The sequence below is a fragment of the Agrobacterium sp. SORGH_AS 787 genome (genome assembly GCF_030819035.1).
GTDB lineage: Bacteria > Pseudomonadota > Alphaproteobacteria > Rhizobiales > Rhizobiaceae > Agrobacterium > Agrobacterium larrymoorei_B.
The window spans coordinates 676,915-701,792 of record NZ_JAUTBG010000002.1 but is presented as its reverse complement, the minus strand read 5'-3'; the positions used below and the strand labels follow the sequence as shown (position 1 = coordinate 701,792).

Below are 24,878 nucleotides of genomic sequence, written 5' to 3'. Positions count from 1 at the left end.
GGCAGGCCGCTCGGTAAGCGGCCTGCCCTTTTGCATTACGCCCGGATGGCGTGAAGATACTGGAAGTGCCGTTCATATTGCTCGAGCACGTCCTGAATGAGTTCGTCCTTTGAAAATTCCATGACGTCATAATTCTGGCCGCCATCGAGAAGGAAGACCTCCGCCCGATAGTAATATTCGGCGCGTTTGCGATTGCTCTGGCTTTCAAAGAAGCTGTATCCGGGTGTTTCGTAACGGCGCATGCGCACGCCGTAGACGAACTCTTCCGGCTCACCCGGTGCCACTTTCAGTTTCAGCTTGTTGGGCTCTTCGTTAAGTCTGGTTACGAGCGAGCGTTTTTCCAACTCTGCCGCGACAGCCCGCAAGGCTTCGGTCGCCGTCTCGCGCATGAAGCGTTCTCCTTCGGCTTTCGAGGGGTGGTGGAGAATGCCCTGCAACTGCCGCTGCCACGAGATCGCGTTGCGTGGTCTCAGGTTCTGAACGAGGGCGTTCTGACGAACGCCTTCCCGCCGCAGACCCTTCCACAGCCCCCAGCACATCAAAAGCATGACGAAGGTGAAGGGAAGCGCCCCGGCAATGGATGCCGTCTGAAGCGCATCGAGCCCGCCTGCATAGAGCAGAATTGCGCCGATGACGCCGGAGGTGATTGCCCAGAAGACGCGACGCGCCACCGGTCCGTCTTCGCGTCCGCCGGAGGTGAGGGTATCGATGACAAGTGCGGCGGAATCCGCGCCGGTGACGAAGAAGAAGACGATCAGCGCCATGGCAAACCAGGACACATAAAGACCAAGCGGAAACTGTTCGAGGAACACAAACAGTGCCAGCGTCACATCCTTGGAGACGGCCTCTGACACAGCCGTTGTTGCGCCGGTCAGATGAAGCGAAATCGCGGTATCGCCAAAAACCGTCATCCAGGCGAAACTAAAGCCTGCCGGGACGAGAAGAACGCCGGCGATGAATTCGCGGATGGTGCGGCCGCGCGAAATGCGGGCAATGAACATGCCGACGAAGGGCGACCAGGCGATCCACCAGCCCCAATAGAAGAGCGTCCAGCTTCCCAGCCATTTGCTCGGGCCTTCATCCGGCGAATAGGCATACATGTAGAAGGTGCGCATGACGAAATGATCGAGATAGGCACCGAGGTTCTGGACGAAGGCGCGCATCAGGAAGGTCGTCGGCCCCATGACGAAGACGAAGAGCATCAGCGCCACGGCCATCAGCATGTTGAGATTCGACAGGAACTTGATGCCCTTGTCGAGACCGGTCGCGACCGAGACAGTCGCCATGGCGGTGATGATGACGATCAGAGGGAGTTGCACCCAGAAGGAAATCGACCAGCCGAGCACATGGTTGAAACCGGCATTGACCTGCAGCACGCCAAGCCCAAGTGAGGTCGCCACACCGAACAGCGTGCCGATGACGGCGAAGACGTCGACCGCATTGCCGATCGGACCATAGATGCGATCACCGATCAGCGGGTAGAGAGCGGAACGCATGGTGAGCGGCAGGCCGTGGCGAAAGGAGAAATAGGCCAGCGACAGGCCAATCACCGCATAGACGGCCCAGGCATGCAGACCCCAGTGGAAATAGCTGATCTCCATGGCGGTTCTCGCCGCCTCGATTGTCTCCGGGTCTCCGGTGGGTGGCGCGGTGAAGTGCTTGATCGGTTCGGCGACGCCGAAAAAGACAAGACCGATGCCCATCCCCGCGGCGAAAAGCATGGAGAACCATGCGCCATAGCTGAAATCCGGGTCCGCATGGTTCGGGCCGAGCTTGATGCGGCCATAGCTGGAGCAGCCGAGATAAAGCATGAAGATCAGAAAGATTGCGACCGACAGCAGATAGACCCAGCCGAGTTCGGTGACGATCCAGGACTGCACCGCGCTGAACACGCTGGCGGATCCTTGTGGCCAGATGACCCCGGCCAGAACGAAAATGGCGGTGAGGCCGACCGACCAGAAAAAGACGGGTTTGTTGACGCCTTCCATCAACCCCACAGGCTTTGCGTCTTCTGAAGTTTGTTCTTCAGCCATGTGTTTTCCCTCTCATTTTACAACTTAAACACAGTCCTATTCCGCGGGCGCGGTTGCCCCACGCTAAACGCGCCCATGCCGCAAATGTATTGCGCGCCAAATAGTTGCGTGTGTCTGTCCGTTTTCATACAGGGCCTCTAATACACGCAGAGGCCGAAGCCGTTGATGTCGCAGCAGCGGCGGATTGTCGCCTATCGGCGCCTCAGGAAAAGGACGATAGTGCAGCTTGAGGGTCGGGTAATCGAAGGCTGGGGCGTTGGGTATGCGAGATTTGGACGGAATATTGCCGGGGGCAGATTGGCGCGATTGTTTCGAAGGGAAGATCGGTGATCACCCCTCGCACTCGCTTGACGTCGCGCGGCGTCTTCTGGATCATCCACCGGCCTGGATCAGCGGGTTGATGGCGCTTCGCAACGGCGTCGTTTCGGTCTTCGGGTTGAAAACGGTGGCGCTGGCAGCGGGCGAAATGGCCGGTGGGTTTCCTGTCGTCTCGTCTACGCCCGAGCGGACCGTTCTCGGTTTCGATGACCACCATCTGGATTTCAGGATCGTGGTCGATCTGGAAGAACGGGCAGGCGGCAGCGTGGTGCGCGTGACCACCTTGGTTCGGCGCAAGAACCTGTTCGGACGGATCTATCTCTTCGCTGTCGGGCCGTTTCATCGCCGTATCGTGCCGACGACGATGCGACCCTTTTGCCGGGATGTGCGTGCTGTTCCGCTGTAACGTGATCAGTTCACCGTGGTCAGCGTAAAGCCCTTCTTCCGCAGCAGTTCGATGACGCCTTCATTGCCGGGCAAATGCAGCGCGCCAACGGCCATGAAGACGCCGCCTTGATCGAGGTGGCTTTGCGCCCTGTCGGCCATCACGTGATTACGGTCGGTGATCAGCCGTTGTTCGAAGGCGGCGTAGCCGTCATCGCCCTTTTTCTCGTCTGGATCGATGCTCTTCATCATCGGTGTGATCATGCCGATCTCGCCCTTGAGATAGAGATCGATCATGGTGGCCATGATGTCCTGCATCCGGTCGCCCATGCGCAGCATTTCGATCAGCGACTGCACGTGGAAGGTCATCGGCAGATCGGACAGGGCGCTCATCTGCTCCACCAGCGTTTCCAGCCCGACAAGCTGCTTGCCCTCTTTCACCGCGTCATTGGCAAGCTTCATGTCGAGGAACTCCGCGCCCTTGGCCTTGCGCGCCAGTTCGCAGGCCGGCAGCGCCACGAAGCTGGAGAGAATCCAGGGCTTCATCTTGATCACCGCATTCAGCGGGATGCCGCGCTCTCTCAGGCCGGTTTCGAGCTTTGCCACATCGTCCGGAGACAGCATGTCGGTGATGGACTTGCCATCGAGAAACATGGTGAGGTCAGGGCGGGCGAGAAGCGAGGCGCCGGACTTTTTCTCGCTGGTAATCTCGTCGGATTCGACGATCACGGTGTTGGCCTTGGCAAAGGCTTCTTTCGCGCCCTTCGGCATATCCACCACCCTCGGATCGGCAAGGTGCATGGTGCCGAGAAGCCAGGAGGGCTCCTTGCCATCCTTCTCGATCTTCCAGAGCGTGCCTTTGCCGTTCGGGATTTTTTCAGCCTCGGAGGCGATCGCTGCATAGGCTGGCGGGTCGGTCTTCTGCATCTCGACCAGTATGTCGCTGCCGCCGCAGGCATCGGCTTGCTGCTCGGCAGCGCTCGCGTCCGAGAGGGTCAGAAGCGTCATTAACAAAACGGAGAGTGCAGCCAGATGCAGTGCGGCGAAGAGCCACAAAAGTGCGTTGCCGAACCGGCCCATCAGTAGCGCTGTCAGGCCTTGCGGCCGCAAGAGAACAGTCATCGAATCACCTCCGTCTGCACCTTATGGCTTATAGGAGGGGCCGGTTGCACGGACGGTTAATGCTCATGGTTTACAAAGTGTTAACAAGGGGTCATGCCCTCGGATGAGCCTTGTCGTAGATATCCAGCAGGCGTGCCGTGTCGACACCGGTATAGATCTGCGTCGTCGACAGGCTGGCGTGGCCCAAGAGTTCCTGGATGGTGCGAAGATCGCCGCCGCCCGCCAGAAGATGGGTGGCGAAGGAGTGGCGCAGCGCATGTGGCGTGGCGTTGTCCGGCAGGTTGAAAGCACCGCGAAGCTTCTGCATCTCGCGCTGGATGATGGCTGGCTGGAGCTTGCCGCCGCGCGCGCCGAGGAATAGCGGTTCGTCGTTGGAGAGCGCATACGGGCAGAGCTTTCGATAGGTCTCGACCGCCTCCAGCACGACGGGCAGCAGCGGTACGAGGCGCATCTTCTTGCCCTTACCGATAACGCGCAGGCTTCTGGCGCCCGCTGGAAAATCGACAGGCTTGAGATCGAGCGCTTCGGAAATACGCAGGCCGCAGCCATAAAGCAGCGCCAGCACCGCGGCGTTGCGTGCGGCAATCCATGGCTCTTCGGCCAGTTGCCCTTCCTGCGTGGTGATCCTCAATGCCTGTCCGTCGGTGAGCGGCTTGGGCAGAGACTTCGGCTGCTTGGGTGCGCGCATGGCGGTGGCGCCTGCGGCATTGACGAGTCCGGTCTTTTCCAGAAAGCGCAGGAGCGAGCGCAGGCCAGCAAGATTCCGGCCCAGCGATCGCGCGCCTGTTCCGTCCTTGCGGCGCGCAGCCAGAAAGGCGCGCAGATCGGTGGCGCGGAGATTTTCGATATCCTTGATGCGGGCGGGATGGCCATTATAGCCGGTCATGAAGATCAGGAACTGGCGTGTATCGCGCTCATAGGCATCCAGCGTATGCTCTGACAAACGGCGTTCGTCTTCCAAGACGGCCAGCCATTCCCGGCGCTTTTCCAGAAGCTCCGGATCGGCAAAGGTGAGAATTTCGTCCACGTCGTGCATCCTCTTGCGATCAGGCGTCCATCATAGGCATGTGCGGTCAGCATTTGGTTAACGGGTCGATAACGCGGTGGGGAGGCCGGATTATGATGTGTGTGAGAACCGTTCCGATTTTCGCGACGATGCTATAGAGGTTCCCTTTTCGTTTCCTAAAGGACAATGTCGCCGCAACCATGGCAGACGATTCGACCGATCTTTTTGGCGCTCTGTTTGGCCCCGCATCCGGCAGCATGAAACCGGGTGACGCTGGGCCTGCTGTCGCCGTTCCCGTTCTAGTGCCGATGCCGGCGCCCGGTCCCTATAGCTATGGCGTGCCGGACGATATGGTGGTGGAGCCCGGCTCCATCGTGCAGGTGCCGCTTGGTCCGAGGCAGGTCATTGGCGTCGTGTGGGACAAGAATGATGGCCCTGCCGTCGATCCGAAGAAGCTTCGCCCGATCACCAAGACATTCGACTGCCCGCCGCTTCGCGAAGAGATGCGCCGGTTCATTGACTGGGTGGCATCCTATACGCTCTCGCCGCCCGGACTGGTGGCGAAGATGGCGCTGCGTGCGCCTGCCGCTTTCGATCCCGAACCGATGGTCGAAGGACTGAGGCTGACCGAAGCCCGGCCGGAACGGCTCACCCCCGCACGCGAGCGCGTGATCGAGCTTGCCGGTGAAGGCCATGGCTGGACGCGCAGTGGACTTGCCCATGCCGCGGGTGTTTCCACCAGCGTGGTCGAGGGTCTTGCCAAGCAGGGCGTGTTTGAGACCGTGTTTCTGCCAGCGCCTCCCGTAGTGGCGGAGCCTGACCCGGACTATGCGCCGTCACGACTGGAAGGGCCGCAAAAGCAGGCGGCATCCGAAATTCTGGAGGATGTGCGCAAGGCTGGCTTTGCCGTCTCGCTGATCGATGGCGTCACGGGCTCGGGAAAGACGGAGGTCTATTTCGAGGCGGTGGCAGAGACCTTGCGGCAGGGCAAGCAGGTGTTGATCCTGCTGCCGGAAATCGCTCTGACCGCCGCCTTTCTCGACCGGTTTCAGGACCGCTTCGGCTCACGCCCGGCGGAGTGGCATTCTGATATCTCTCCGCGCATGCGCGAACGGGTCTGGCGCCAAGCGGTGACGGGTGAGGTCCGCGTCGTGGCGGGCGCGCGTTCGGCACTCTTTCTGCCCTTCGACAATCTCGGTCTCATCATCGTCGATGAAGAGCATGATCCGGCCTACAAGCAGGAAGATCGCGTCTTCTATAATGCGCGCGATATGGCGGTGGTGCGGGCTCGCATCGGCGATTTTCCGATCGTGCTGGTTTCGGCCACGCCTTCGGTGGAAAGCCAGGTCAACGGCAATTCCGGCCGCTACAACACCATTCACCTGCATACGCGCTTTGGCGATGCGGCGATGCCGGATCTGCATCTGGTCGATATGCGCCGCCACCCGCCGGAACGTGGCGGCTTCCTCTCTCCTGTGCTGCTGCGCGGCATTGCCAAGACCATCGAGAAGGGCGAGCAGGCGCTGCTCTTTCTCAATCGACGCGGCTATGCGCCCCTGACGCTGTGCAGGGTCTGCGGCCATCGCTTCCAGTGCCCGCAATGCTCAAGCTGGCTGGTGGAGCACCGTTTCCGCAGCCAGCTCCAGTGCCATCAATGCGGCTATAGCGAGCCGACGCCGGATCATTGCCCGGAATGCGGCACCTTCGATCATCTGGCCGCCTGCGGTCCTGGCGTGGAGCGCATCGCCGAAGAGGTCGAGAAGCATTTTCCCGAGGCCCGCACCATCGTGCTTTCCTCCGACCTGATGGGCGTAAAGCGCCTGCGGCTGGAGCTCGAAGCCATCGTCAAGGGCGAGGCGGATATCGTCATCGGCACGCAGCTTGTCGCCAAGGGCCACAATTTCCCGCTGATGACACTGGTCGGGATTGTCGATGCCGATCTTGGACTGGCGAATGGCGATCCGCGAGCGGCGGAGCGCACCTTCCAGCTTCTGTCTCAGGTCACAGGCCGTGCAGGGCGAACCGGTCGCAAGAGCCATGGCCTGCTGCAAACCTATCAGCCTCAGCATCCGGTGATGCAGGCGATCGTTTCAGGTGACGCGGAAGCCTTCTACGAGCGCGAAATCATCGAGCGCGAAAAGGCGCTGCTGCCGCCCTTCGGACGCTTGGCCTCCATCATCGTGTCCGCCGATAGCCGGGCAGAAGCGGAAACCCATGCGCGTGCGCTTCGTGCGTCTGCACCGCAAGCGCCCGGCATCATGCTGCTGGGACCTGCGGAAGCGCCGCTGGCGCTTATCCGCGGGCGGCATCGCTTCCGGCTTCTCGTGCATGGCAAGCGCAATTCCGACATGCAGTCTTTCCTGCGGGCAATGATCGCCAGTGGCCCGAAGGAGCGGGGCTCCATCCATGTGCAGACGGATATCGATCCGCAGAGCTTCCTGTAGCGGGGTTTGGACGCAACCATCTTTCGGCATCGTTCCTGCCGTGGCATAAGGCGGCCAAGGGATTCGCAATTTGGGGGCGGAATGATGGAGTTTTACTTTCCGACGGAACCGGGTGAGCAGCTGGCTTTTTTCGCAGCGGTTCTGTCGTCGCTGATCGGCCTTGTGGTGATGTTTGCACCGATGATCACTTTTCGCCTCTTCGGCCTGCAGGTGGCGGGCGAACGGCGTGATGGGCTGGTGTTGATCCGCTCCTGCCTTGCCGGCTTCTATCTCGGTCTCGGTGCGTCTGCGCTGCTTCTTGCGCAGCCGATGGTCTACTTGGCCTTCGGCGCTGCCTTTGCGCTCGCCTCGTTCGGCGCGCTGCTTTCCATCCTGTCGGACGGAGGCGCAACGATCCGCAATTCATTACTTCTGGTTGTGCATGCCGCCCTGGCTGCTCTTCCGCTGATGTATGTGTTTGGGCTGGTTTAACGCAGGGTTCAAAGCATTTCTTCCCGGTATCAGCGTCACAACCGCGTCATTGGGAAAATTAAACGGCATTACCCCTTGCCCAAAAGAAGGTTTCCGCTATTACGCGTGTTGCGAGTCCCGGCTTCCTATGCTAGACGGACCGCGAAATCGAGATAAGGCAGGGGGGAATTCCAGCCTTTTTCGGGGAAATTGAAACGAATTCAAGAATTTGACGAAGCCGATCTCTCGGCTGCGTTTTCTTGGATGAATAGCAGGGAAAAATTGCCCGTGGCAGATACCTCCCATGGAACATCCGGTGTAGCGGAAAGGTATGCGTCTTCGCTTTTCGAGCTTGCCTTGGAAGCGGGTGTTGTTGAGGCAGTCAGCGCCGATCTCGACAGGTTTCAGGCCTTGCTCGATGAAAGCGACGACTTGAAGCGTCTGGTTGCGAGCCCGGTCTTCTCTGCGGAAGATCAGTCGAGGGCCATTTCGGCCATCGCCGAGAAGGCTGGCATTTCCGGTCTTGCTGCCAATTTCCTCAAGGTTGTGGCCAATAACCGCCGCCTGTTTGCCGTTCCCGGCATGATTGCCTCCTATCATACTATTGCTGCTGCCCACCGCGGCGAAATTGTTGCCGAAGTTACTTCGGCGCATGCGCTCGACGAAGCGCAGGAAACTGAACTGAAAGCGGCGCTGAAGAGTGTGACCGGCAAGGATGTGACGATCGCTCTTACGGTCGATCCCTCCATCCTCGGCGGTCTCATCGTCAAGGTCGGTTCACGCCAGATCGATACGTCTCTTCGCACCAAACTTTCCACCCTTAAGCTTGCACTGAAAGAGGTTGGCTGATGGATATCCGCGCCGCGGAAATTTCCGCAATTCTGAAAGATCAAATCAAAAATTTCGGCAACGAGGCGGAAGTCTCCGAAGTCGGCCAGGTTCTGTCCGTTGGTGACGGTATTGCTCGCGTTTACGGCCTCGACAATGTTCAGGCTGGTGAAATGGTCGAGTTCCCCGGCGGCATTCGCGGCATGGCGCTGAACCTTGAAGCCGACAATGTCGGTGTCGTTATTTTCGGTTCCGACCGTGACATCAAGGAAGGCGATATCGTCAAGCGCACCGGCGCGATCGTTGACGTTCCTGTCGGTCCTGAGCTGCTTGGCCGCGTCGTCGACGCCCTCGGCAACCCGATCGACGGCAAGGGCCCGATCAATGCGACGGAACGCCGCCGCGTCGACGTCAAGGCTCCTGGCATCATCCCGCGCAAGTCGGTTCATGAGCCGATGTCGACCGGCCTCAAGGCCGTCGACGCTCTGATCCCGGTTGGCCGCGGCCAGCGCGAGCTCGTCATTGGCGACCGCCAGACCGGCAAGACCGCCATCATTCTCGACACGTTCCTGAACCAGAAGCCGATCCACGACAACGGCCCGGACAATGACAAGCTGTACTGCGTCTACGTCGCTGTCGGCCAGAAGCGTTCGACCGTCGCTCAGTTCGTGAAGGTTCTGGAAGAGCGTGGCGCTCTTCAGTACTCCATCGTCATCGCTGCTACCGCTTCGGACGCTGCTCCGATGCAGTTCCTGGCACCGTTTGCCGGCTGCGCCATGGGCGAATATTTCCGTGACAACGGCAAGCACGCCCTGATCGGCTATGACGACCTGTCCAAGCAGGCTGTCGCCTACCGTCAGATGTCGCTTCTTCTGCGTCGTCCTCCGGGCCGCGAAGCTTACCCTGGCGACGTTTTCTATCTGCACTCGCGTCTTCTCGAGCGCGCTGCCAAGATGAGCGACGAAATGGGTGCTGGCTCGCTGACGGCTCTGCCGGTCATCGAAACCCAGGGCAACGACGTTTCCGCCTTTATTCCGACCAACGTGATCTCGATCACCGACGGCCAGATCTTCCTTGAAACCGACCTGTTCTATCAGGGTATCCGTCCGGCTGTTAACGTCGGTCTGTCGGTTTCGCGCGTTGGTTCTGCCGCTCAGATCAAGGCCATGAAGCAGGTTGCCGGTTCGATCAAGGGTGAGCTTGCCCAGTATCGCGAAATGGCAGCATTTGCCCAGTTCGGTTCGGACCTCGATGCCTCCACGCAGCGCCTGCTGAACCGTGGTGCGCGCCTGACCGAACTTCTGAAGCAGCCGCAGTTCTCTCCGCTCAAGACGGAAGAGCAGGTTGCGGTGATCTTCGCTGGCGTCAATGGCTACCTCGACAAGGTCGCGGTCAACCAGGTCGGCAAGTTCGAACAGGGTCTGCTGTCCTACCTTCGTTCCGAAGGCAAGGCGATCCTCGACACCATCCGCACGGAAAAGGCTATCAGCGACGATACCAAGGGCAAGCTCAAGGCTGCTCTCGATAACTTCGCCAAGTCTTTCTCCTGATTAGGCTCTGACTGGGACGGATAACGGATGCCTTCACTAAAGGATCTGAAAAACCGCATTGCCTCCGTAAAGGCGACGCAGAAGATAACCAAGGCGATGAAAATGGTCGCCGCGGCGAAGCTTCGGCGCGCCCAGGAAGCTGCGGAGGCCGCCCGCCCATATTCGCAGCGCATGAGCGCCGTGCTGGCCAACATCGCTCAGGCGGTGGAAGCCGATGTCGCTCCGGCGCTGATGACCGGAACCGGCAAGGACGATGTGCATCTGCTCGTCGTCTGCACGGCGGAGCGCGGTCTGTGCGGCGGTTTCAACTCACAGATTTCCCGCTTTGCCCGCGATCAGGCCCGCAAACTGATGGCGCAGGGAAAGACGGTCAAGATCATCACGGTCGGCAAGAAGGGCTACGATAGCCTTCGTCGCGAATTCGCCTCCAACATCATCGAGCGCATTGAACTGCGCGACGTGAAGCGGGTGGGTTTTGCCAATGCCGATCTGATCGCCAAGAACATCATTGCCCGTTTCAACGCTGGCGAGTTCGATGTCTGCACGCTGATCTACTCGGAATTCAAGTCCGTGATCAGCCAGATCCCGACGGGCCTTCAGTTGATCCCGGCTGCTGTTCCAGCCGCCGAACAGGCAGCGACCGCCAACACGGCGATCTATGAATACGAGCCGGATGCAGCCTCCATTCTGGAAGATCTCATTCCGCGCAACATTTCCGTCCAGGTTTTCCGCGCATTGCTGGAGAACGTTGCTGGTGAAATGGGCGCCAAGATGAGCGCGATGGACAACGCAACCCGCAATGCCGGTGAAATGATCCACAAGTTGACGCTGTCCTACAACCGCCAGCGTCAGGCTCAGATCACCAAGGAACTCATCGAAATCATTTCGGGCGCGGAAGCGCTCTGAGGTAAGGAAAGAGGGTAAGGATAATGGCTCAGGCAGCTACCCCCATTAAGACCGCAGCGACCGAGGGCGCTACCGGCAAGGTTACGCAGGTTATCGGCGCTGTTGTGGACGTTGCGTTCGAAGGCGAACTGCCGGCGATCCTGAACGCGCTTGAAACCGACAACAACGGCAACCGCCTTGTTCTCGAAGTTGCGCAGCACCTCGGCGAAAGCGTCGTTCGTACCATCGCGATGGACTCCACCGAAGGCCCTCGTTCGCGGCCAGCCGGTCGCCAACACCGGCGCGCCGATCTCGGTTCCGGTCGGTCTTGAGACGCTCGGCCGTATCATGAACGTTATCGGTGAGCCGGTCGACGAAGCCGGTCCGCTGAACACGGCAACCAAGCGTGCCATCCACCAGGAAGCGCCGTCCTACGTCGACCAGTCGACGGAAGCACAGATCCTCGTCACCGGCATCAAGGTCGTCGACCTGCTCGCGCCTTACGCAAAGGGCGGCAAGATCGGCCTGTTCGGCGGCGCTGGCGTTGGCAAGACGGTTCTGATCATGGAACTCATCAACAACGTCGCCAAGGCGCATGGCGGTTACTCCGTCTTCGCGGGCGTCGGTGAGCGTACCCGTGAAGGTAACGACCTTTACCACGAAATGATCGAGTCCGGCGTGAACAAGCACGGCGGCGGCGAAGGCTCCAAGGCTGCTCTCGTTTACGGCCAGATGAACGAGCCGCCAGGCGCGCGTGCCCGCGTTGCTCTGACCGGTCTGACGATCGCTGAAAACTTCCGCGACGAAGGCCAGGACGTTCTGTTCTTCGTGGACAACATCTTCCGCTTCACCCAGGCTGGCTCGGAAGTGTCCGCTCTGCTCGGTCGTATCCCGTCTGCTGTTGGTTATCAGCCGACGCTCGCGACGGACATGGGCCAGATGCAGGAACGCATCACCACCACGACCAAGGGTTCGATCACCTCGGTCCAGGCTATTTACGTTCCCGCCGACGACTTGACCGACCCGGCACCTGCCACCTCGTTCGCCCACTTGGACGCAACGACGGTTCTGTCGCGTTCGATCGCCGAAAAGGGTATCTACCCGGCTGTTGACCCGCTCGACTCCACCTCGCGCATGCTCGACCCGCTGATCGTTGGCGAAGAGCACTACGAAGTGGCTCGTAAGGTTCAGTCGACCCTGCAGCGCTACAAGGCTCTTCAGGACATCATCGCCATCCTCGGCATGGATGAACTGTCCGAAGAAGATAAGCTGTCGGTTGCCCGCGCCCGTAAGATCGAGCGCTTCCTGTCCCAGCCGTTCTTCGTTGCCGAAGTCTTCACCGGTTCTCCGGGCAAGCTCGTTGCTCTCGAAGACACGATCAAGGGCTTCAAGGGTCTCGTCAACGGCGAGTACGATCACCTGCCGGAAGCGGCATTCTACATGGTCGGCTCCATGGACGAAGCCATCGAGAAGGCAAAGAAGCTGGCTGGCGAAGCCGTTTGATGTGATTGAACTGGTGCGCGGTTTTCGCCGCGCGCCGTTTCCCTCCGCGACATCGTCTGTCGCGCAATCAGAAGAAGTGAATAGCCATGGCCGACACTTTCAAATTCGAACTTGTTTCTCCCGAGCGTTTGCTGGTCTCCGAAACGGTCAGCGAAGTCGTGATTCCGGCGACGGACGGCGAAATGACGGTTCTGGCGAACCACGCACCGGTCATGACGACGATCAAGCCCGGCATCGTCACGGTGAAGACGGCCTCTGGCGAAACGCACAAATATGTGGTGTTCGGCGGCTTTGCCGACATTCTGCCGACCGGCTGCACGCTGCTCGCTGAATCGGCCATTTCGGCTGACGACATGAGCCCGGATGATCTGCAGAAGCGCATCGCCGCTGCCCGTTCGGAGATCGAGGAAGGCAACCACCACCACGATCACCTGACGAAGCTGGAAAAGCACCTTTACGAGCTGACGAACCTGCACGAGGTTCTCGTCGCCGCTTGAAAGGACCGGGCGGGATCGCGCGAGCAACCGTCCACATAGGAAATGAGAAAAGAGCGGTCCAAGTGGCCGCTTTTTTTGTTTTTATGCAGCGTCACGGGGACGACACGCATGTTGGGCTTGGCGGTCGCTTCATGCTGCGCCTTTGCGTGATGAGCACGCTCCAGTGGCTCGTACGACCGCGCATCCGTACCATTGGCAGAAGCCAGGCTAACGGCGATCGCGGCGAGAGATGATGATGTCTAAGGCTAGTCCTCTCTCACCGTCTCCCTGCGACGGCACAGGAACGGGAGTGGGCACTACGGCGGATGAGCGTGTGTGTTGCGGTGAGGCTGCTCGCGCCCTGATGTCTTGAGGAATAGGGATGAGTTCAGCTCGGCAAGGACGGCGCCACCGGGCGGTTAGAGCCGCTCTCTAAATGCCTGGCGTATCTCAACTTGAGGCCGCTGGGCCGACCGCGACACCTCACTCATGAAGGAGGCAGACCTTAAAACTCGGTCCACTCTGCCGCAACAGTGGCTGGCGCTGCCGATCGGAAGCGTCGTGCAGGCATTTGCCTTTGCGGTGTGACCCCCTCCCGAGTGGATAGAGAGGTGACTGGCGAAGGGGCAGGCGATGGGGCGTTGGCAAAGCCGACGTCAAACTGTGTCAGCAGCTGGCGGAGCGTTTCGGCTTCCCGCGCCAATCCGTGGCTGGCTGCCGTCGTCTCTTCCACCATGGCGGCGTTCTTTTGAGTGGCCTGGTCCATGAGGTTGACGGCATTGTTGATCTCGCTGAGGCCCGTCGCCTGTTCGCGTGCGGCTTCGACGATGGCCGACACATTGGTGTCGATCCTCTCGACCTGGGACGCAATGTGCTTCAAGGCTTCGCCCGTTTCGCCCACTAGCCCGACCCCGCGTGCGACATGCGCGCCGGACGCATTGATCAGTTGCCTGATCTCCTTGGCGGCTGCGGCGGAGCGCTGGGCCAGATCGCGGACCTCTTGGGCGACGACGGCAAAGCCCTTGCCGGACTCGCCAGCGCGTGCCGCCTCCACGCCAGCATTCAACGCCAGAAGGTTTGTCTGGAAGGCGATGCTGTCGATGACGGTGATGATGTTGGTGATCTCGCCAGCCGAATGGGAAATGGCGTCCATGGCGGCGATGGCGCGGTGAACGATCTCACCGGAGCGCTCGGCATTGGCCTTGGTCTCGCTGACCAGATGGCCCGCCTCATCGGCTCTCCGGCTGGCGTCCGCACCCGTGGTGGTGATTTCTTCAAGGGCTGCGGCACTCTGCTCCAGGGAGGCGGCCTGCTGCTCCGTGCGCTGTGCGAGCTGGTCTGCGGCGACGCGTATCTCTGCCGAGCCGGAGGCGATGATCTCCGCGTTCTGCGCCACGGTCTGCATCGTCAGGCGCAGCTTTTCGATCACCTCGTTAAAGTCGCTGCGAAGCTTCTCCATGCTGGGCACGAAGGGCGTGTCGAGGCGCTGGCGCAGATTGCCTTCCGCAAGCGCACGCAGCGCCAGTCCAAGCGTCGAGATCGCGCTCATGCGCGGTGTCACGTCGGTCGCAAATTTCACCACCTTCACCACCGCGCCGCTGTCGTCGAGGATGGGGTTATAGGCCGCCTGGATCCAGACCTCCTTGCCGTCCTTGCCAAATCGGACGAACTCGTCGGAAATGAATTCGCCGGAGGCCAGCCGTCGCCAGAAATCGCGGTAGGCGTCCGACGCTGCATAGGCCGGCTCGCAGAACATCCGGTGATGACGCCCTTGGATATCTTGCAGGCCGTAGCCGAGCGTATGACAGAAATTCTCGTTGGCAGTGATGATATCGCCTGCTGGCGTGAACTCGATAACCGCCTGAGAGCGGGAGATCGCTTCCAGCTTGCTGTTGTCCTCCTTTGCCTTCAGCTTCTTTTCGGTGATGTCGCTGGCGATCTTCACCACCTTATAGGGTTTGTTGCCGCGGAAGACGGGATTGTAAGACGCCTCGATCCAGATTTCGCGCCCGTCCTTTCGCAGCCGCTTGAATTCACCGGCCCTAAACGACCCTGTCGCCAATGCGCTCCAGAAGTCCTGGTAGTCTGCCGAGCTGGCATAATCCTGATCGCAAAAAATCCGGTGATGCTTTCCGACAATCTCGGTCAGCTCATAGCCGAGTGCTTCGCAGAAATTGGCGTTTGCTTCCAGGATAGTACCGCGCAGATCGAACTCGATCACTGCTTGCGATGTGGAGAATGCTCTCAGAACGTTGGTCTTGTCAGCGCTTTTTGCCAGCCAAAACATTTTCCCCTCCAGGCCAGCCGAAATGTTGTGGCGGTGCTCCCGATATCTGAGCACACTGAAGCCCGTTACTTGCGCCTCGGCCAGATCGATTGTGCGCTTGTATCCATTTATTAGAGCATCTTAATATTAATGGTTTCTTTCTTAGTGTAATCGCAATAATGCTGTGTACGGAATACTACATTGCATCGCAGCGTTACCTCTCCAGACCGGAGCGGGATTCTTGTGGCATCCGATACAGCAGGACCGCCAGAGAAAAGCAAAAAGCCGCGCGGAGGTGTCCGCACGGCTTCGATGACTGGTCTTGAGGGAAGGCGCCGATCAGGCGGCCAGTTCGTCCATATCGGTTCCCTTGAACATCTTGGCGAGGTTCAGGAAGCAGATCATGCCATGTTCGTTGGCGATGATGCCTTCGGAGAAGGACTTGTCGAAGGAGGCGGAGACTTCCGGAACCGGCTGAACCTGGCTTGCCGGGATCGTCAGGATGTCGGAGACGCGATCAACCAGCATGCCGATGACCATATTGTGCACTTCGGCAACGACGATGGCACTGCGCTCATTGGCAACGGTGCTCGTCATGCCAAGCTTGTAAGCAAGATCGATGATCGGAATGACCGAACCGCGCAGGTTCATGACACCGATGACATCCGGCGGAGCATGCGGAATGGGCGTCGACGGTGCCCAGCCGCGGATTTCGCGAATCGTGGTGGTCTTGACGCAGAATTCCTGATCGTGAAGACGAAATGCTATGATTTCGAGGGTTTCGCCGCCGAAGTTTGTCGAGTTGATCATTGCCATCAGAATTCTTCCCAATCCTTTTGTATCGGAGCCAGAGCGAGAGAACCTGACGTCGCGTGAACCGCGGGCTTCGGCTTCCTCTCCGGAGCGCGCGCCACCGGCGCTCTTTGTTCGAGCTTCACTGGTTGATTCGTAACAGAAGAATGTTTCCCAAATCTAAATTGCGCGAGAAGTTCGTACAGGACGTGCGCTTCATGCTCGAGTCCATGGCTGGAGGAGGTCGTCTGCTCCACCATGGCGGCATTTTGCTGGGTATTGGTGTCCATGGCTTCAACCGCGTGGCTGATTTCCCTGACGCCGTTGGCCTGGTCATGCGCTGTCTCGACAATCGCCGCGACATTGGTGTCGATCTCTGCCACCTGGCCGACGATCTTGCTCAGTGCCTTGCCCGTCTCGCCAACGAGATCGACGCCTTCCTTCACCTGGTTGGCAGAGGTGTTGATCAGCGTCTTGATCTCTTTTGCCGCATTGGCCGAGCGTTGCGCCAGTTCACGCACCTCCTGCGCGACAACCGCAAAGCCCTTGCCAGCTTCACCGGCGCGTGCCGCTTCGACACCGGCGTTCAGGGCAAGCAGGTTGGTCTGGAAGGCAATGTCGTCGATGACGCCGATGATGTTGCCGATCTCATTGGAGGATTGAGAGATGCGACCCATGGCTTCGATCGCCTTGCCGACGATGAGGCCGGACTGCTCCGCATCGGCCTTGGTGTTGGCAACCAGACGACCGGATTCTTCCGCACGGTTTGCGTTTTGGGCAACGGTGCGGGTGATCTCGTGCAATGCCGCAGAGGTTTGTTCAAGTGCCGCAGCCTGCTGTTCGGTGCGCCGCGCCAGGTTGTCGGTGGCTTCGCTGATTTCACGCGCACCCATGGTAATGCCGCTCGTGCTTTTCGCCACATCGCGCATGGCCGATTGAAGCTTTTCCAGCGAGGCATTGAGATCGTGGCGGACTTTTTCCAATGTGGGGGTGAACGGTACGGAGATCGTGCCGGTCAGGTCGCCATTCGACAGTGCCGTGAGACTTGCGGCAAGACCGTCCACAGCCACAACGCGATCGGTTACGTCGGTGGCAAATTTGACGATCTTGAAGACTTTGCCGTTTTCATCGAAGATTGGATTATAGGAGGCCTGAATCCAGATCGGTTTCCCGGTCTTGGTCATGCGCTTATATTCGGCCGTGGTGAATTCACCGCCCGCCAGCTTTTTCCAGAACTCATCATAGGATGGATCGCGGTGGACTTTGTCTTCGCAGAACATGCGATGATGTCTCCCGCGGATTTCCTCGAGCGTATAGCCCAACGCGTTGAGAAAGTTCTGGTTGGCCGAAATGATGTCGCCGGTGGGTGTGAACTCGATGACAGCCTGCACACGCGAAATAGCGTCCAGCTTGCCGGAGTCTTCTGCGGCCTTCCGCTTCGCCTCCGTGATGACGGTTGCGAGCTTAACGACGCTCTTGACGCGATTGCCGATCATGACCGGGTTGTAGGAGGCCTCGATCCAGACTTCCCGTCCGTCCTTGGCGATGCGCTTATATTGACGCTTGTCAAAACGACCGGCCGCGAGGTTTGTCCAGAACTGCTTATAATCATCGGTGTTCGCGTAGGAAGGTTCGCAGAACATGCTGTGGTGTTTGCCAATGACCTGGTTGGCTGTGTATCCCATCGCACCGCAGAAATTTTCATTCGCGGAAAGAATATTGCCGGACGTATCAAATTCGATAATGGCTAGAGAACGGCCTAAAGCAGCGAGAATTGCCTTTGCCTGTGTTCCAGGAAGGAAGAGCATTCAATAACTCCGTCACGGTTCAACCGTAAGGTCACACCAGTATTGCGTTGCGGCGGAACAAGAGCCTTAGGCGCGGCATGCGGATGGTTCAGGGCAACAACAGTTGTTTTAGCCCAGCATCTTTAAAAATCTCTGAATTGTAAGAAGTTTGACTATTTCCTTAACGTAACCCCATAAATCTGGTTGTTCACGCATAAGTTGATCAGTATTCCTTTTCATAAAAAATACCGGCGGCGCCTTCGCCGCTGGCGCCGGCCTCTCCGCGCAGCTTCACACCGCGTCCGACGTCGAGATTGATAATGGCCTTTGCGCCGGAATCGCCACTCTGCTCCAGTTCGAGATAGGTTCTTTCATTGATGTATTTTCCGGCGGAGACGCGTGCGCGTCCTTCGGAGTCGGTGGAAATATCGAGATCGTCGATGCCGAGATTGCTGCGCAGGCTGTCGAACAGCGAGGTGGAGCGCCCGCCGGCCAGCTGGCTTGCCGCGTCTGCCAGGCGTGCGATCTGCAGCGGAGAGAGCTTCGACATGGACTGGCCGAAGATCAGCTGCGCCATGATCTCGTCCTGCGGAAGTGCCGGAGAGGAACTGAAGGCGAAGGCCGGATCGTTGGCGTTGCCGCTGACGGTCACCGTCACGGTATTGGAGCCAACGGTGGAATCGGCAGACATATTGAGAACAGGGATCAGACCGCCACCGAAGGTGATATCGCCGTTGGTGAAATCAAGCCGGCGGGTCAGAATCTCCAACCGGCCGCGGCGCATGGTGAAGCCACCTGAGACCTGCGGGTTCGCCGCCGTGCCGCGAACGGTCAGATTGCCGTTCAATTCGGCATCGACACCGCGCCCGCGTACGAAGATGCCGCTCGGCGCGTTGATCTGGAGATCGAGGCCGATGGTCGAGGAGGTGCCGTCACCACCCTGGTCTGCGCGCAGTTCCGCATCCTGGCGTCGGACCGCGGGCGGGGCGTTCTTGTGCTTGATGTCGATTTCCGCCAGCGAAGCGGGCAGCCGTTCGGGAATTGTGACCGCGCTCTTGTCCAGTGTGATCGTTCCGGAAAGCATGGGCGAGGTCAGGACCGGTCCTTTCAACGTCACCGTACCGCTGGCCTGGGTGGTGAAGAGCGTACCGTCCACGTAAGTGGCGCGGTTCAGTGTGAGGCTGAGATCGGCTGGGAAACCGGCGCCAGGATTGATGCCGATGGTGCCGGAGCCCGAGAGCGTTCCGCCTCCTGACATGGCGCCGGTCAGCCGTGAAATGGTAGCGACATCGCGGTTGAAGCTGATCGTCGCGGCAATATTGTTGACGGTCAGATTGCGCCGGACATCGGTCACGCGGGCGCCGTCGGTGGTGATGGTGCCTGTCACAGAGGGCGCGGTTGCCGTACCTTCAATGCGGATATCGACAGCTGCGGAGCCGTTGACGACGAAGCCCTGAGCGGACGTCTGCGCCGCAAGCGCTGCAAAAGGAACATTGCCCTTGAAGCTCATGGCCAGCGGCCGGTTGCCGGCAAGGCCAAGCGTGCCGCCACCGGATAGTGCAAGACCGCCGCCTGCACTCAGATTGGTATCGAGCCGCAGCGTCTGGCCAGCATAGCGTCCATTCGCCTTGATGCCCAAGGGGCCAAGACCTGCGGCGCGCGTCTGCGCCACAGCCGCGTCCGACCATGTCAGATCGTAGTCGACAGCAGGATCGGCAGCTGCACCCTTGGCAGCGACCGTGCCGGAAATGGTGCCCCCTGCATCGAGCCCCGGCGAAAAGGCATTGGCGAGGTTGGCTGGCAGCGAGCGGATGGCGACGTTGAGATCGAGCGTGGAGCCAGCGGTGCCGTTGACCTCGACCCGGCCGTTGCCTGTCTGGATGGTCAGGCCTGCGATACGGGCCACACCGTTTTCGATAGCGATCGTGGTGGGTGCGGCAAGCCGGACCGGGATCCCGCGCGGTGTCGCGGAGAAGCTATCCACGGAGACGGTCATCGGCGAGGCACCGGTGTCGGCGCGCCCTTTCAGCACCAGCGGCGCGTTGTCATAGCGGCCGTTGAGGTCGAAGGTGGTGGCGTTCGATGCGTGGTCGATATTCAGGGCAATGCCGGATAGGGCAGCGGCACCGGCATCGATCTTGTCCGCCTTCACATTGCCATTGATGGCGAGTGCGGCAAGATCGTCCACCTTCAGATCGGCTGCCAATCCGGCAATCGTCGTGGTGGCTTGGCGGATGCTGTTGCCGCTGGCACGGATCGTCGCGGCGATCTTGCCATTGGCATTGCTGATCGCGATATCGCCCTTCAGGTCGCCGCTTGCCTGTTGGGCCGCAAGCGCTGCGAGCAGCGAGATATCGGGGAAATCGAAGGAGAGGTCGCCGGATGGCAGAAACTGCGGCGTCAGTTGCAGCTTGCCGGTCATGACATTAGAGCCGACCTTGACGTTCAGCTCTGGAATGGCCGTGCCTTCACCGGTTTGCACCAAGGCGGCGGATGCGTCGATCGGCTGGTTGTCGAGCGTGCCCGTCGCCTGGAATCTGGCTTGCGGGGCAGCAAAATCCGCCTTGCCGCTGGCGGAAACCTTCAGCGATTGCAGCGCTCGCCCAGCCAGTGTCGCTCGATCCGCCGAGAGATCGGCGGTGAAATCCGCCGCATTGATAGGGCCGTTAGCCTGCAGCGAGAAGTCGAGAGACCCCAGAGCTTGTGGCGAGAGCTTTTGCAGGGATGGCAGGCGACCGGAGAGCTTTGCGCCGATCGTGCCGTTGTCGAGTGTCACGTCGCCATTGGCTTCCAGCGTGCTCGATTTCACCACGAGGTTTTCGAGACTGGTCGCGCCGCCGATGAGGCTCTGCACATAGCCGTCGATCGCAATCGTCCCGTCGAATTTCTCCGAGAGGCCGCCAGGCAATACGGAGGGCAGCACGAAGAGGCGCAAATTGGACGAGACGCGGCCTTCTGACAGATCGTAGGAGCCGCTGGCCGTGCCACCGATGCTGGCGCTCTCCAGCGTCGCCCCTTCAAAGGCGATGGATTGCGGCGAGACGCGCAAGGGAGCGCTGAGCTTCAAGGGTGCCTTGATGGCGCGCTCCAGATCGGGCGCAGTCAGTGCCGAATGGTCGATAGCAAGCAGCGTGCGGATCGTTCCGGTGCGGTTGGCAACATTCAGATCGTCGCTGGTTGCGGTCAGCTTTACACCCTCAAGCGTCCCTTGTGGCGCGGTGAGCGAGCGCAGCGACACGACGGTGTTCAGCCTTGCCGCATCGGCATTGCCGCGCAGGCTGAGATCGATGCCATCGACGCGTGCCTGAACCTGACCTTGCCCGAGCGGCAGGCGCACGTCGACAGGCCCATTGGTTCCGATGAGATTGGCGGAGAGATCGTTCTGGCCTTGAGGGTCGAGACTGCCGGAGGCGGTGAGGATCAACGCGCCGGTTTCCAGATTGCCGTTTTCAACGCTGATGCGTCCCTCCGGCGAAATGGATGCGGCAAGATCGACCTTGGTTTCGCCGGTAAAGAGCTGGCGCATCAGCGGTGGCAGAAGGCGATCCGGGTGGCCTCCGCCCTGCAATGTCACACGGCGCGTGCCATCGGCTGCAAGGCTATGATGGCCATCGAGAGACAGAACCTGATTTCCGGCAACCGCGCCGACGAGCTTGCCCGACCAGTCTGACAGCGGGCCTTCGCCATTCAGATTGATGGAGACGGCCGGGGCGCCTGGAAGACGAAGCAGATTGGCAAGAAGACCGCCTTCCGGTTCATTCAAAACCGCCTTCAGCTTCAGCACGTTTTCACCCGGAACATAGGCGAAGTCAGCGTCGATCGAGGCGCGTTGCTCGTCCTTGCGGGAGGCCGAGAGCGAGGCCGTGATCGTATCGGCCGTGGCATAGCCGTTGCCGGAGGCGCTCAGAGAAAAGGTGCGTCCCGCAAGCTTCTCGCCAAGCTCGATATTCGGCAAGGACAGATTGTCGATGGCCACGTCAACTGGAAGGGTGAAGCTGCCCGAGCTCTTCTGCACGGGTTCTGAAGGGGGGAGTGGAAGACGATCGACCGTGATGTTGGCGGCGGTCAGCCGTTCGGCGTGGAAGGTGCCGGTCAGAAGATCGAGCGGCGACCAGTCGAGTTCAACGCCATCAAGCTTTGCATAGGGGCCGTCGCGATCCGCGATCGTCACGCCATCCAACCGCAGCCTGCCGCTCAGCAGGCCCTTGGGCGGCGAAATGGTGATCGTCTGATCCTTGCTGGAGGCAATGCGCGAGACCTCGTCTGCCACGAACCGCGCGCCAAAGGGGCTCAGACCCAGAAACAGGACCACGATCACAAGAAGGGCAACAGCCCCGAGTGCGATGTAGGCGAACCATTTCAGCAATCGAATCAGCATGTTCATGAGCGGTAATATACACTTCGCTTGGTCGTCGTGACAGGTTTGGGCATTTTGCCTTTAGCGCCACGCCCGGCTTGGTTGGCCATCCCTTCGTTTACGTTAAAGCGTGTCGCGATCTTTCAGATTCGCTTACACGCTTTAAGTCCTTGTTTTATCGCATGTCGTTATCGCAAAACCGCTGCGGACTTTTGCCTGGACCATGCTTTAGAAGGCTTGTCCGATACCGGCATAGATACCGAAGCTGCTACCACTCGGATATTTCTCCAGCGGCATGGCGACATCAAGACGCAAGGGTCCAAAGGGTGTCTGATAACGAAGACCGATGCCGGCCCCGGCGCGGATATCGGAAAAATCGGGCGTGATCTCGGAGGAAACGATGCCCGCATCAACGAATGGAACGATGCCGATGGTCTCGGTCACCTTGACGCGTGCTTCCAGCGAGGTGACGATATAGGAGCGCCCACCGGTTGCCTCGCCATTGGCTGCATAGGGCGAGATTTCCTGGTAACTGTAACCGCGCACCGAGCCGCCACCACCGGCAAAGAAGCGGCGTGTCGTTGGAATGTTTTCCAGCGAGCCGCCACCAACCAGCACACCGCCGGCAAGCTTTCCGGCCAGCACCACCTGATCGTCTGAGCCAAGGCCGAGATAGCCGGTCGTCGAGCCTTCGAGCGAGCTGAAGATCGTGCCGTTCAAGGCTTCATAGCTGGGGGTGGCCGCAATCGAGGCGCGGAAACCCTGGGTCGGATTGAGCTTGTCGTTGCGCTTGTCCCTAACGAATTCCAGCGGGAGGGATGTCGTCAGATACTGGTTTTCGCCAAACGCATCCTCGGTATTTTCCCACTCGACTTCGAGACCGGCAGAGGCCGTGTCGTAGTCGTTGAAATCATAGGCAAAGCCCGCATAGGCCGTGACGGTCTGGGCATCGTAGCTGTCCGGATGCTCGGTCTTGGCTTTCAGGCTTGCGGTGAAGGTGGTCTCGGGTGTGAAGATCCCGGGTTTGACGAATGTAATACCCGCGGAATAGTCCATGTCCTGAACGGTGGACGCCTCACCAAGACGGGTCACCGCGCCTTCGATGCGAAGCGATTCGGCATGGCCGAAAAGATTGCGATTGCCCCAATAGCCCTGCAGCCCGGCGCCTTCGGTGGTCGAATATTGCGCACCGACACCAAAGTAGCGGAATTTGCCTTCCGAGACCTCGATGATCAGCGGCAATGTTCCGTTCGGGGCAAGGGTGTTGGCTTCCTTGATGGTGATGCTGGAAAAGACGCCAAGCTTGCGCAGCCGGTCTGAGGCCTTGCGCAGTCTTTCTGGCGAGTAGGGCTCGCCGCTGTTCAAGCGCGAGTAGCGACGAATGAAATCCGGATCGACCGCCCGGTCGCCCTTGACGGCCACATCCCCCAAATCGGCGACGGGGCCGGCTGTGGCGACCATCGTCAAATCCACGGTATCGTTGGCGTGATTGGCCACGGCCTCCCGCTTGGTCAGCTTTGCAAAGGGGTGGCCTTCCGCCTTCAAATCCTCGATGATCTTGTTGCCGGCACGAATGATGGCAAGCGAGCCTGCGTCTCCGCCCGTGACCAGACCGTAGTCCGCAGCGGTGCGCCCTCCCACGTCGCCTTCCAGTCGAACGGTGCCGAGCTTGAAGAGCGGGCCTGGCGTCACATTGATGACGACGGGGACCGGACCTGACGTGTTGAAGGTCGGAACAGGCGGGATGGAATCAATATCCTGGCCGGCAATGGTGATATTGACGAGGCCCCCATAGCGCGCATTCTCATAGAGTGCGGCAACCAACCTGTCGCGATCGTCCTTGGCGCGGATCAAGAGCCCCAAATCGCCAGACGCCGCCTTGTCCGGCTCAGTCACCAGAAGAGAACTGTTTTCCAGGCTTTCGCGCAGCTTGCTATCGGCACCTGGCGTGTTGAGAGTGACGGTAAATTTGACGGGATTGAGAACCTCGTTCTCTTTGTCCTCGTCGGAGCCCCACAACTGGATGCCAAAGATTTTCAGCGCGAAGGCTTCGCGCACGAACACTGGAGAAACTGTAACGGCTGCCGCCACCGCCAATGCAGTGCCTGCCCTCCAGTACGCAATACTCTTCTGTTGGTCAGTCCGCTTTTTTCGCATGCGCTGCTTTATGGTTGAGCATTTATTATTGCTCCCGCCCGTTTATCCTTCGTTAAAGCGTGTCGCGATCCCAAAGAATTCGCACGCTTCGCCTCCCACCTGTCGCAGTCCCGCGGCTTAAAAAAGCCGAGCCAGTTTGCGCGGGCTGCTCTTCTCCTTAAATTTAATCATAAATTGGAGGCACGGGGCACCCCAAAAACGGCTGCATGGGTGTGGAAACAAAAAAGCCCCGGTTTTGCCGGGGCTTCTGATGCAATTGTGTCACGCCTTAGCGGCAACGTGCCGTGTAACGCTGACCGTACTGGTCGCGGTAGTAGCAGTAACCCGGCTCGGACGCACGGCCGATGAGGTAACCGGTCGCACCACCGATGAGACCGCCTACGGCTGCGCCGCGTACGTTACCGGTGATTGCGCCGCCAGCCAGCGCACCGATCACAGCGCCGCCACCAGCGGTCTTTTCGGTCTGCGTGCAGCTCGCAAGCGCCAGACCCATAACAGCAAAAACAACAGCCTTTTTCAT

General features: G+C 59.7%; 16 protein-coding genes and 1 pseudogene. 8 read left to right on the top strand and 9 right to left on the bottom strand.

Going from position 1 to position 24,878, the window contains the following annotated elements; genetic code table 11:
* Positions 1-35: 35 nt before the first annotated feature.
* Positions 36-2,033, bottom strand: a complete 1,998-nt coding sequence (locus QE435_RS12770; protein ID WP_349041605.1) for a BCCT family transporter — start codon at positions 2,031-2,033, stop codon at positions 36-38.
* Between the two features lie 262 nt (positions 2,034-2,295).
* On the opposite strand from QE435_RS12770, the gene QE435_RS12765 reads away from it, so the two are divergent.
* A complete protein-coding gene (locus QE435_RS12765; RefSeq protein ID WP_309771883.1) occupies positions 2,296-2,757 on the top strand; it encodes a DUF2867 domain-containing protein in 462 nt (153 codons plus the stop codon).
* 5 nt (positions 2,758-2,762) lie between these two features.
* On the opposite strand, the gene QE435_RS12760 is transcribed toward QE435_RS12765, so the two are convergent.
* Together QE435_RS12760 and QE435_RS12755 are read right to left on the bottom strand one after the other, a co-directional pair.
* Positions 2,763-3,857: a TraB/GumN family protein gene (locus QE435_RS12760; protein WP_309771882.1), complete on the bottom strand. Its 1,095-nt coding sequence runs from the start codon at positions 3,855-3,857 to the stop codon at positions 2,763-2,765.
* Between the two features lie 91 nt (positions 3,858-3,948).
* Positions 3,949-4,884, bottom strand: a complete 936-nt coding sequence (locus QE435_RS12755) for a tyrosine recombinase XerC (RefSeq protein ID WP_349041604.1) — start codon at positions 4,882-4,884, stop codon at positions 3,949-3,951.
* A gap of 179 nt (positions 4,885-5,063) precedes the next feature.
* On the opposite strand from QE435_RS12755, the gene QE435_RS12750 reads away from it, so the two are divergent.
* The 7 genes and pseudogenes from QE435_RS12750 to QE435_RS12720 all read left to right on the top strand — a co-directional run bounded on the left by QE435_RS12750 (position 5,064) and on the right by QE435_RS12720 (position 13,020).
* A complete protein-coding gene (locus QE435_RS12750) occupies positions 5,064-7,307 on the top strand; it encodes a primosomal protein N' (protein WP_349041603.1) in 2,244 nt (747 codons plus the stop codon).
* A gap of 84 nt (positions 7,308-7,391) precedes the next feature.
* Entirely contained in the window at positions 7,392-7,778 is a 387-nt protein-coding gene (locus tag QE435_RS12745; RefSeq protein WP_306934920.1) for a DUF4345 domain-containing protein, read from the top strand.
* 261 nt (positions 7,779-8,039) lie between these two features.
* The gene (locus QE435_RS12740) at positions 8,040-8,606 is read left to right on the top strand and encodes a F0F1 ATP synthase subunit delta (RefSeq protein WP_306934509.1); all 567 of its coding nucleotides are present in this window, start codon (positions 8,040-8,042) and stop codon (positions 8,604-8,606) included.
* Positions 8,606-10,135, top strand: coding sequence for a F0F1 ATP synthase subunit alpha (atpA, locus tag QE435_RS12735; protein WP_349041602.1), 1,530 nt, complete (start codon positions 8,606-8,608; stop codon positions 10,133-10,135). Before QE435_RS12740 ends, atpA begins: the two co-directional genes overlap by 1 nt.
* A gap of 27 nt (positions 10,136-10,162) precedes the next feature.
* Positions 10,163-11,041 (top strand): F0F1 ATP synthase subunit gamma, encoded by an 879-nt coding sequence (locus tag QE435_RS12730; RefSeq protein ID WP_306934507.1) that lies wholly within the window; start codon positions 10,163-10,165, stop codon positions 11,039-11,041.
* Positions 11,042-11,064: 23 nt separating this feature from the next.
* A pseudogene (gene atpD / locus QE435_RS12725) lies at positions 11,065-12,523 on the top strand (F0F1 ATP synthase subunit beta).
* Between the two features lie 86 nt (positions 12,524-12,609).
* On the top strand, positions 12,610-13,020 hold the full coding sequence (locus tag QE435_RS12720) for a F0F1 ATP synthase subunit epsilon (protein ID WP_306934505.1): 411 nt from the start codon (positions 12,610-12,612) through the stop codon (positions 13,018-13,020).
* Between the two features lie 484 nt (positions 13,021-13,504).
* Here the strand turns inward: QE435_RS12720 and QE435_RS12715 are convergent, their stop codons facing one another.
* The 6 genes from QE435_RS12715 to QE435_RS12690 form a co-directional block, all read right to left on the bottom strand.
* Entirely contained in the window at positions 13,505-15,286 is a 1,782-nt protein-coding gene (locus tag QE435_RS12715; protein ID WP_349041601.1) for a PAS domain-containing methyl-accepting chemotaxis protein, read from the bottom strand.
* Between the two features lie 318 nt (positions 15,287-15,604).
* On the bottom strand, positions 15,605-16,081 hold the full coding sequence (locus tag QE435_RS12710; protein WP_062424868.1) for a chemotaxis protein CheW: 477 nt from the start codon (positions 16,079-16,081) through the stop codon (positions 15,605-15,607).
* A complete protein-coding gene (locus QE435_RS12705) occupies positions 16,081-17,865 on the bottom strand; it encodes a PAS domain-containing methyl-accepting chemotaxis protein (RefSeq protein ID WP_349041600.1) in 1,785 nt (594 codons plus the stop codon). The genes QE435_RS12710 and QE435_RS12705 overlap by 1 nt, the downstream gene beginning before the upstream one ends.
* 202 nt (positions 17,866-18,067) lie before the next feature.
* The gene (locus QE435_RS12700) at positions 18,068-22,228 is read right to left on the bottom strand and encodes a translocation/assembly module TamB domain-containing protein (protein ID WP_349041599.1); all 4,161 of its coding nucleotides are present in this window, start codon (positions 22,226-22,228) and stop codon (positions 18,068-18,070) included.
* Between the two features lie 201 nt (positions 22,229-22,429).
* The gene (locus QE435_RS12695; protein ID WP_349041598.1) at positions 22,430-24,358 is read right to left on the bottom strand and encodes an autotransporter assembly complex family protein; all 1,929 of its coding nucleotides are present in this window, start codon (positions 24,356-24,358) and stop codon (positions 22,430-22,432) included.
* Positions 24,359-24,626: 268 nt separating this feature from the next.
* A complete protein-coding gene (locus QE435_RS12690) occupies positions 24,627-24,878 on the bottom strand; it encodes a glycine zipper domain-containing protein (RefSeq protein WP_306934500.1) in 252 nt (83 codons plus the stop codon).

Bases quoted from the DNA above. Each gene is read 5' to 3' on its own strand.
- QE435_RS12760 (WP_309771882.1), bottom strand. From the start codon at position 3,857: ATGACTGTTCTCTTGCGGCCGCAAGGCCTGACAGCGCTACTGATGGGC.
- QE435_RS12715 (WP_349041601.1), bottom strand. From the start codon at position 15,286: ATGTTTTGGCTGGCAAAAAGCGCTGACAAGACCAACGTTCTGAGAGCA.
- QE435_RS12730 (WP_306934507.1), top strand. From the start codon at position 10,163: ATGCCTTCACTAAAGGATCTGAAAAACCGCATTGCCTCCGTAAAGGCG.
- QE435_RS12705 (WP_349041600.1), bottom strand. From the start codon at position 17,865: ATGCTCTTCCTTCCTGGAACACAGGCAAAGGCAATTCTCGCTGCTTTA.
- atpA (WP_349041602.1), top strand. From the start codon at position 8,606: ATGGATATCCGCGCCGCGGAAATTTCCGCAATTCTGAAAGATCAAATC.
- QE435_RS12770 (WP_349041605.1), bottom strand. From the start codon at position 2,033: ATGGCTGAAGAACAAACTTCAGAAGACGCAAAGCCTGTGGGGTTGATG.
- QE435_RS12695 (WP_349041598.1), bottom strand. From the start codon at position 24,358: ATGCGAAAAAAGCGGACTGACCAACAGAAGAGTATTGCGTACTGGAGG.
- QE435_RS12710 (WP_062424868.1), bottom strand. From the start codon at position 16,081: ATGGCAATGATCAACTCGACAAACTTCGGCGGCGAAACCCTCGAAATC.
- QE435_RS12690 (WP_306934500.1), bottom strand. From the start codon at position 24,878: ATGAAAAAGGCTGTTGTTTTTGCTGTTATGGGTCTGGCGCTTGCGAGC.
- QE435_RS12720 (WP_306934505.1), top strand. From the start codon at position 12,610: ATGGCCGACACTTTCAAATTCGAACTTGTTTCTCCCGAGCGTTTGCTG.
- QE435_RS12700 (WP_349041599.1), bottom strand. From the start codon at position 22,228: ATGAACATGCTGATTCGATTGCTGAAATGGTTCGCCTACATCGCACTC.
- QE435_RS12750 (WP_349041603.1), top strand. From the start codon at position 5,064: ATGGCAGACGATTCGACCGATCTTTTTGGCGCTCTGTTTGGCCCCGCA.
- QE435_RS12765 (WP_309771883.1), top strand. From the start codon at position 2,296: ATGCGAGATTTGGACGGAATATTGCCGGGGGCAGATTGGCGCGATTGT.
- QE435_RS12745 (WP_306934920.1), top strand. From the start codon at position 7,392: ATGGAGTTTTACTTTCCGACGGAACCGGGTGAGCAGCTGGCTTTTTTC.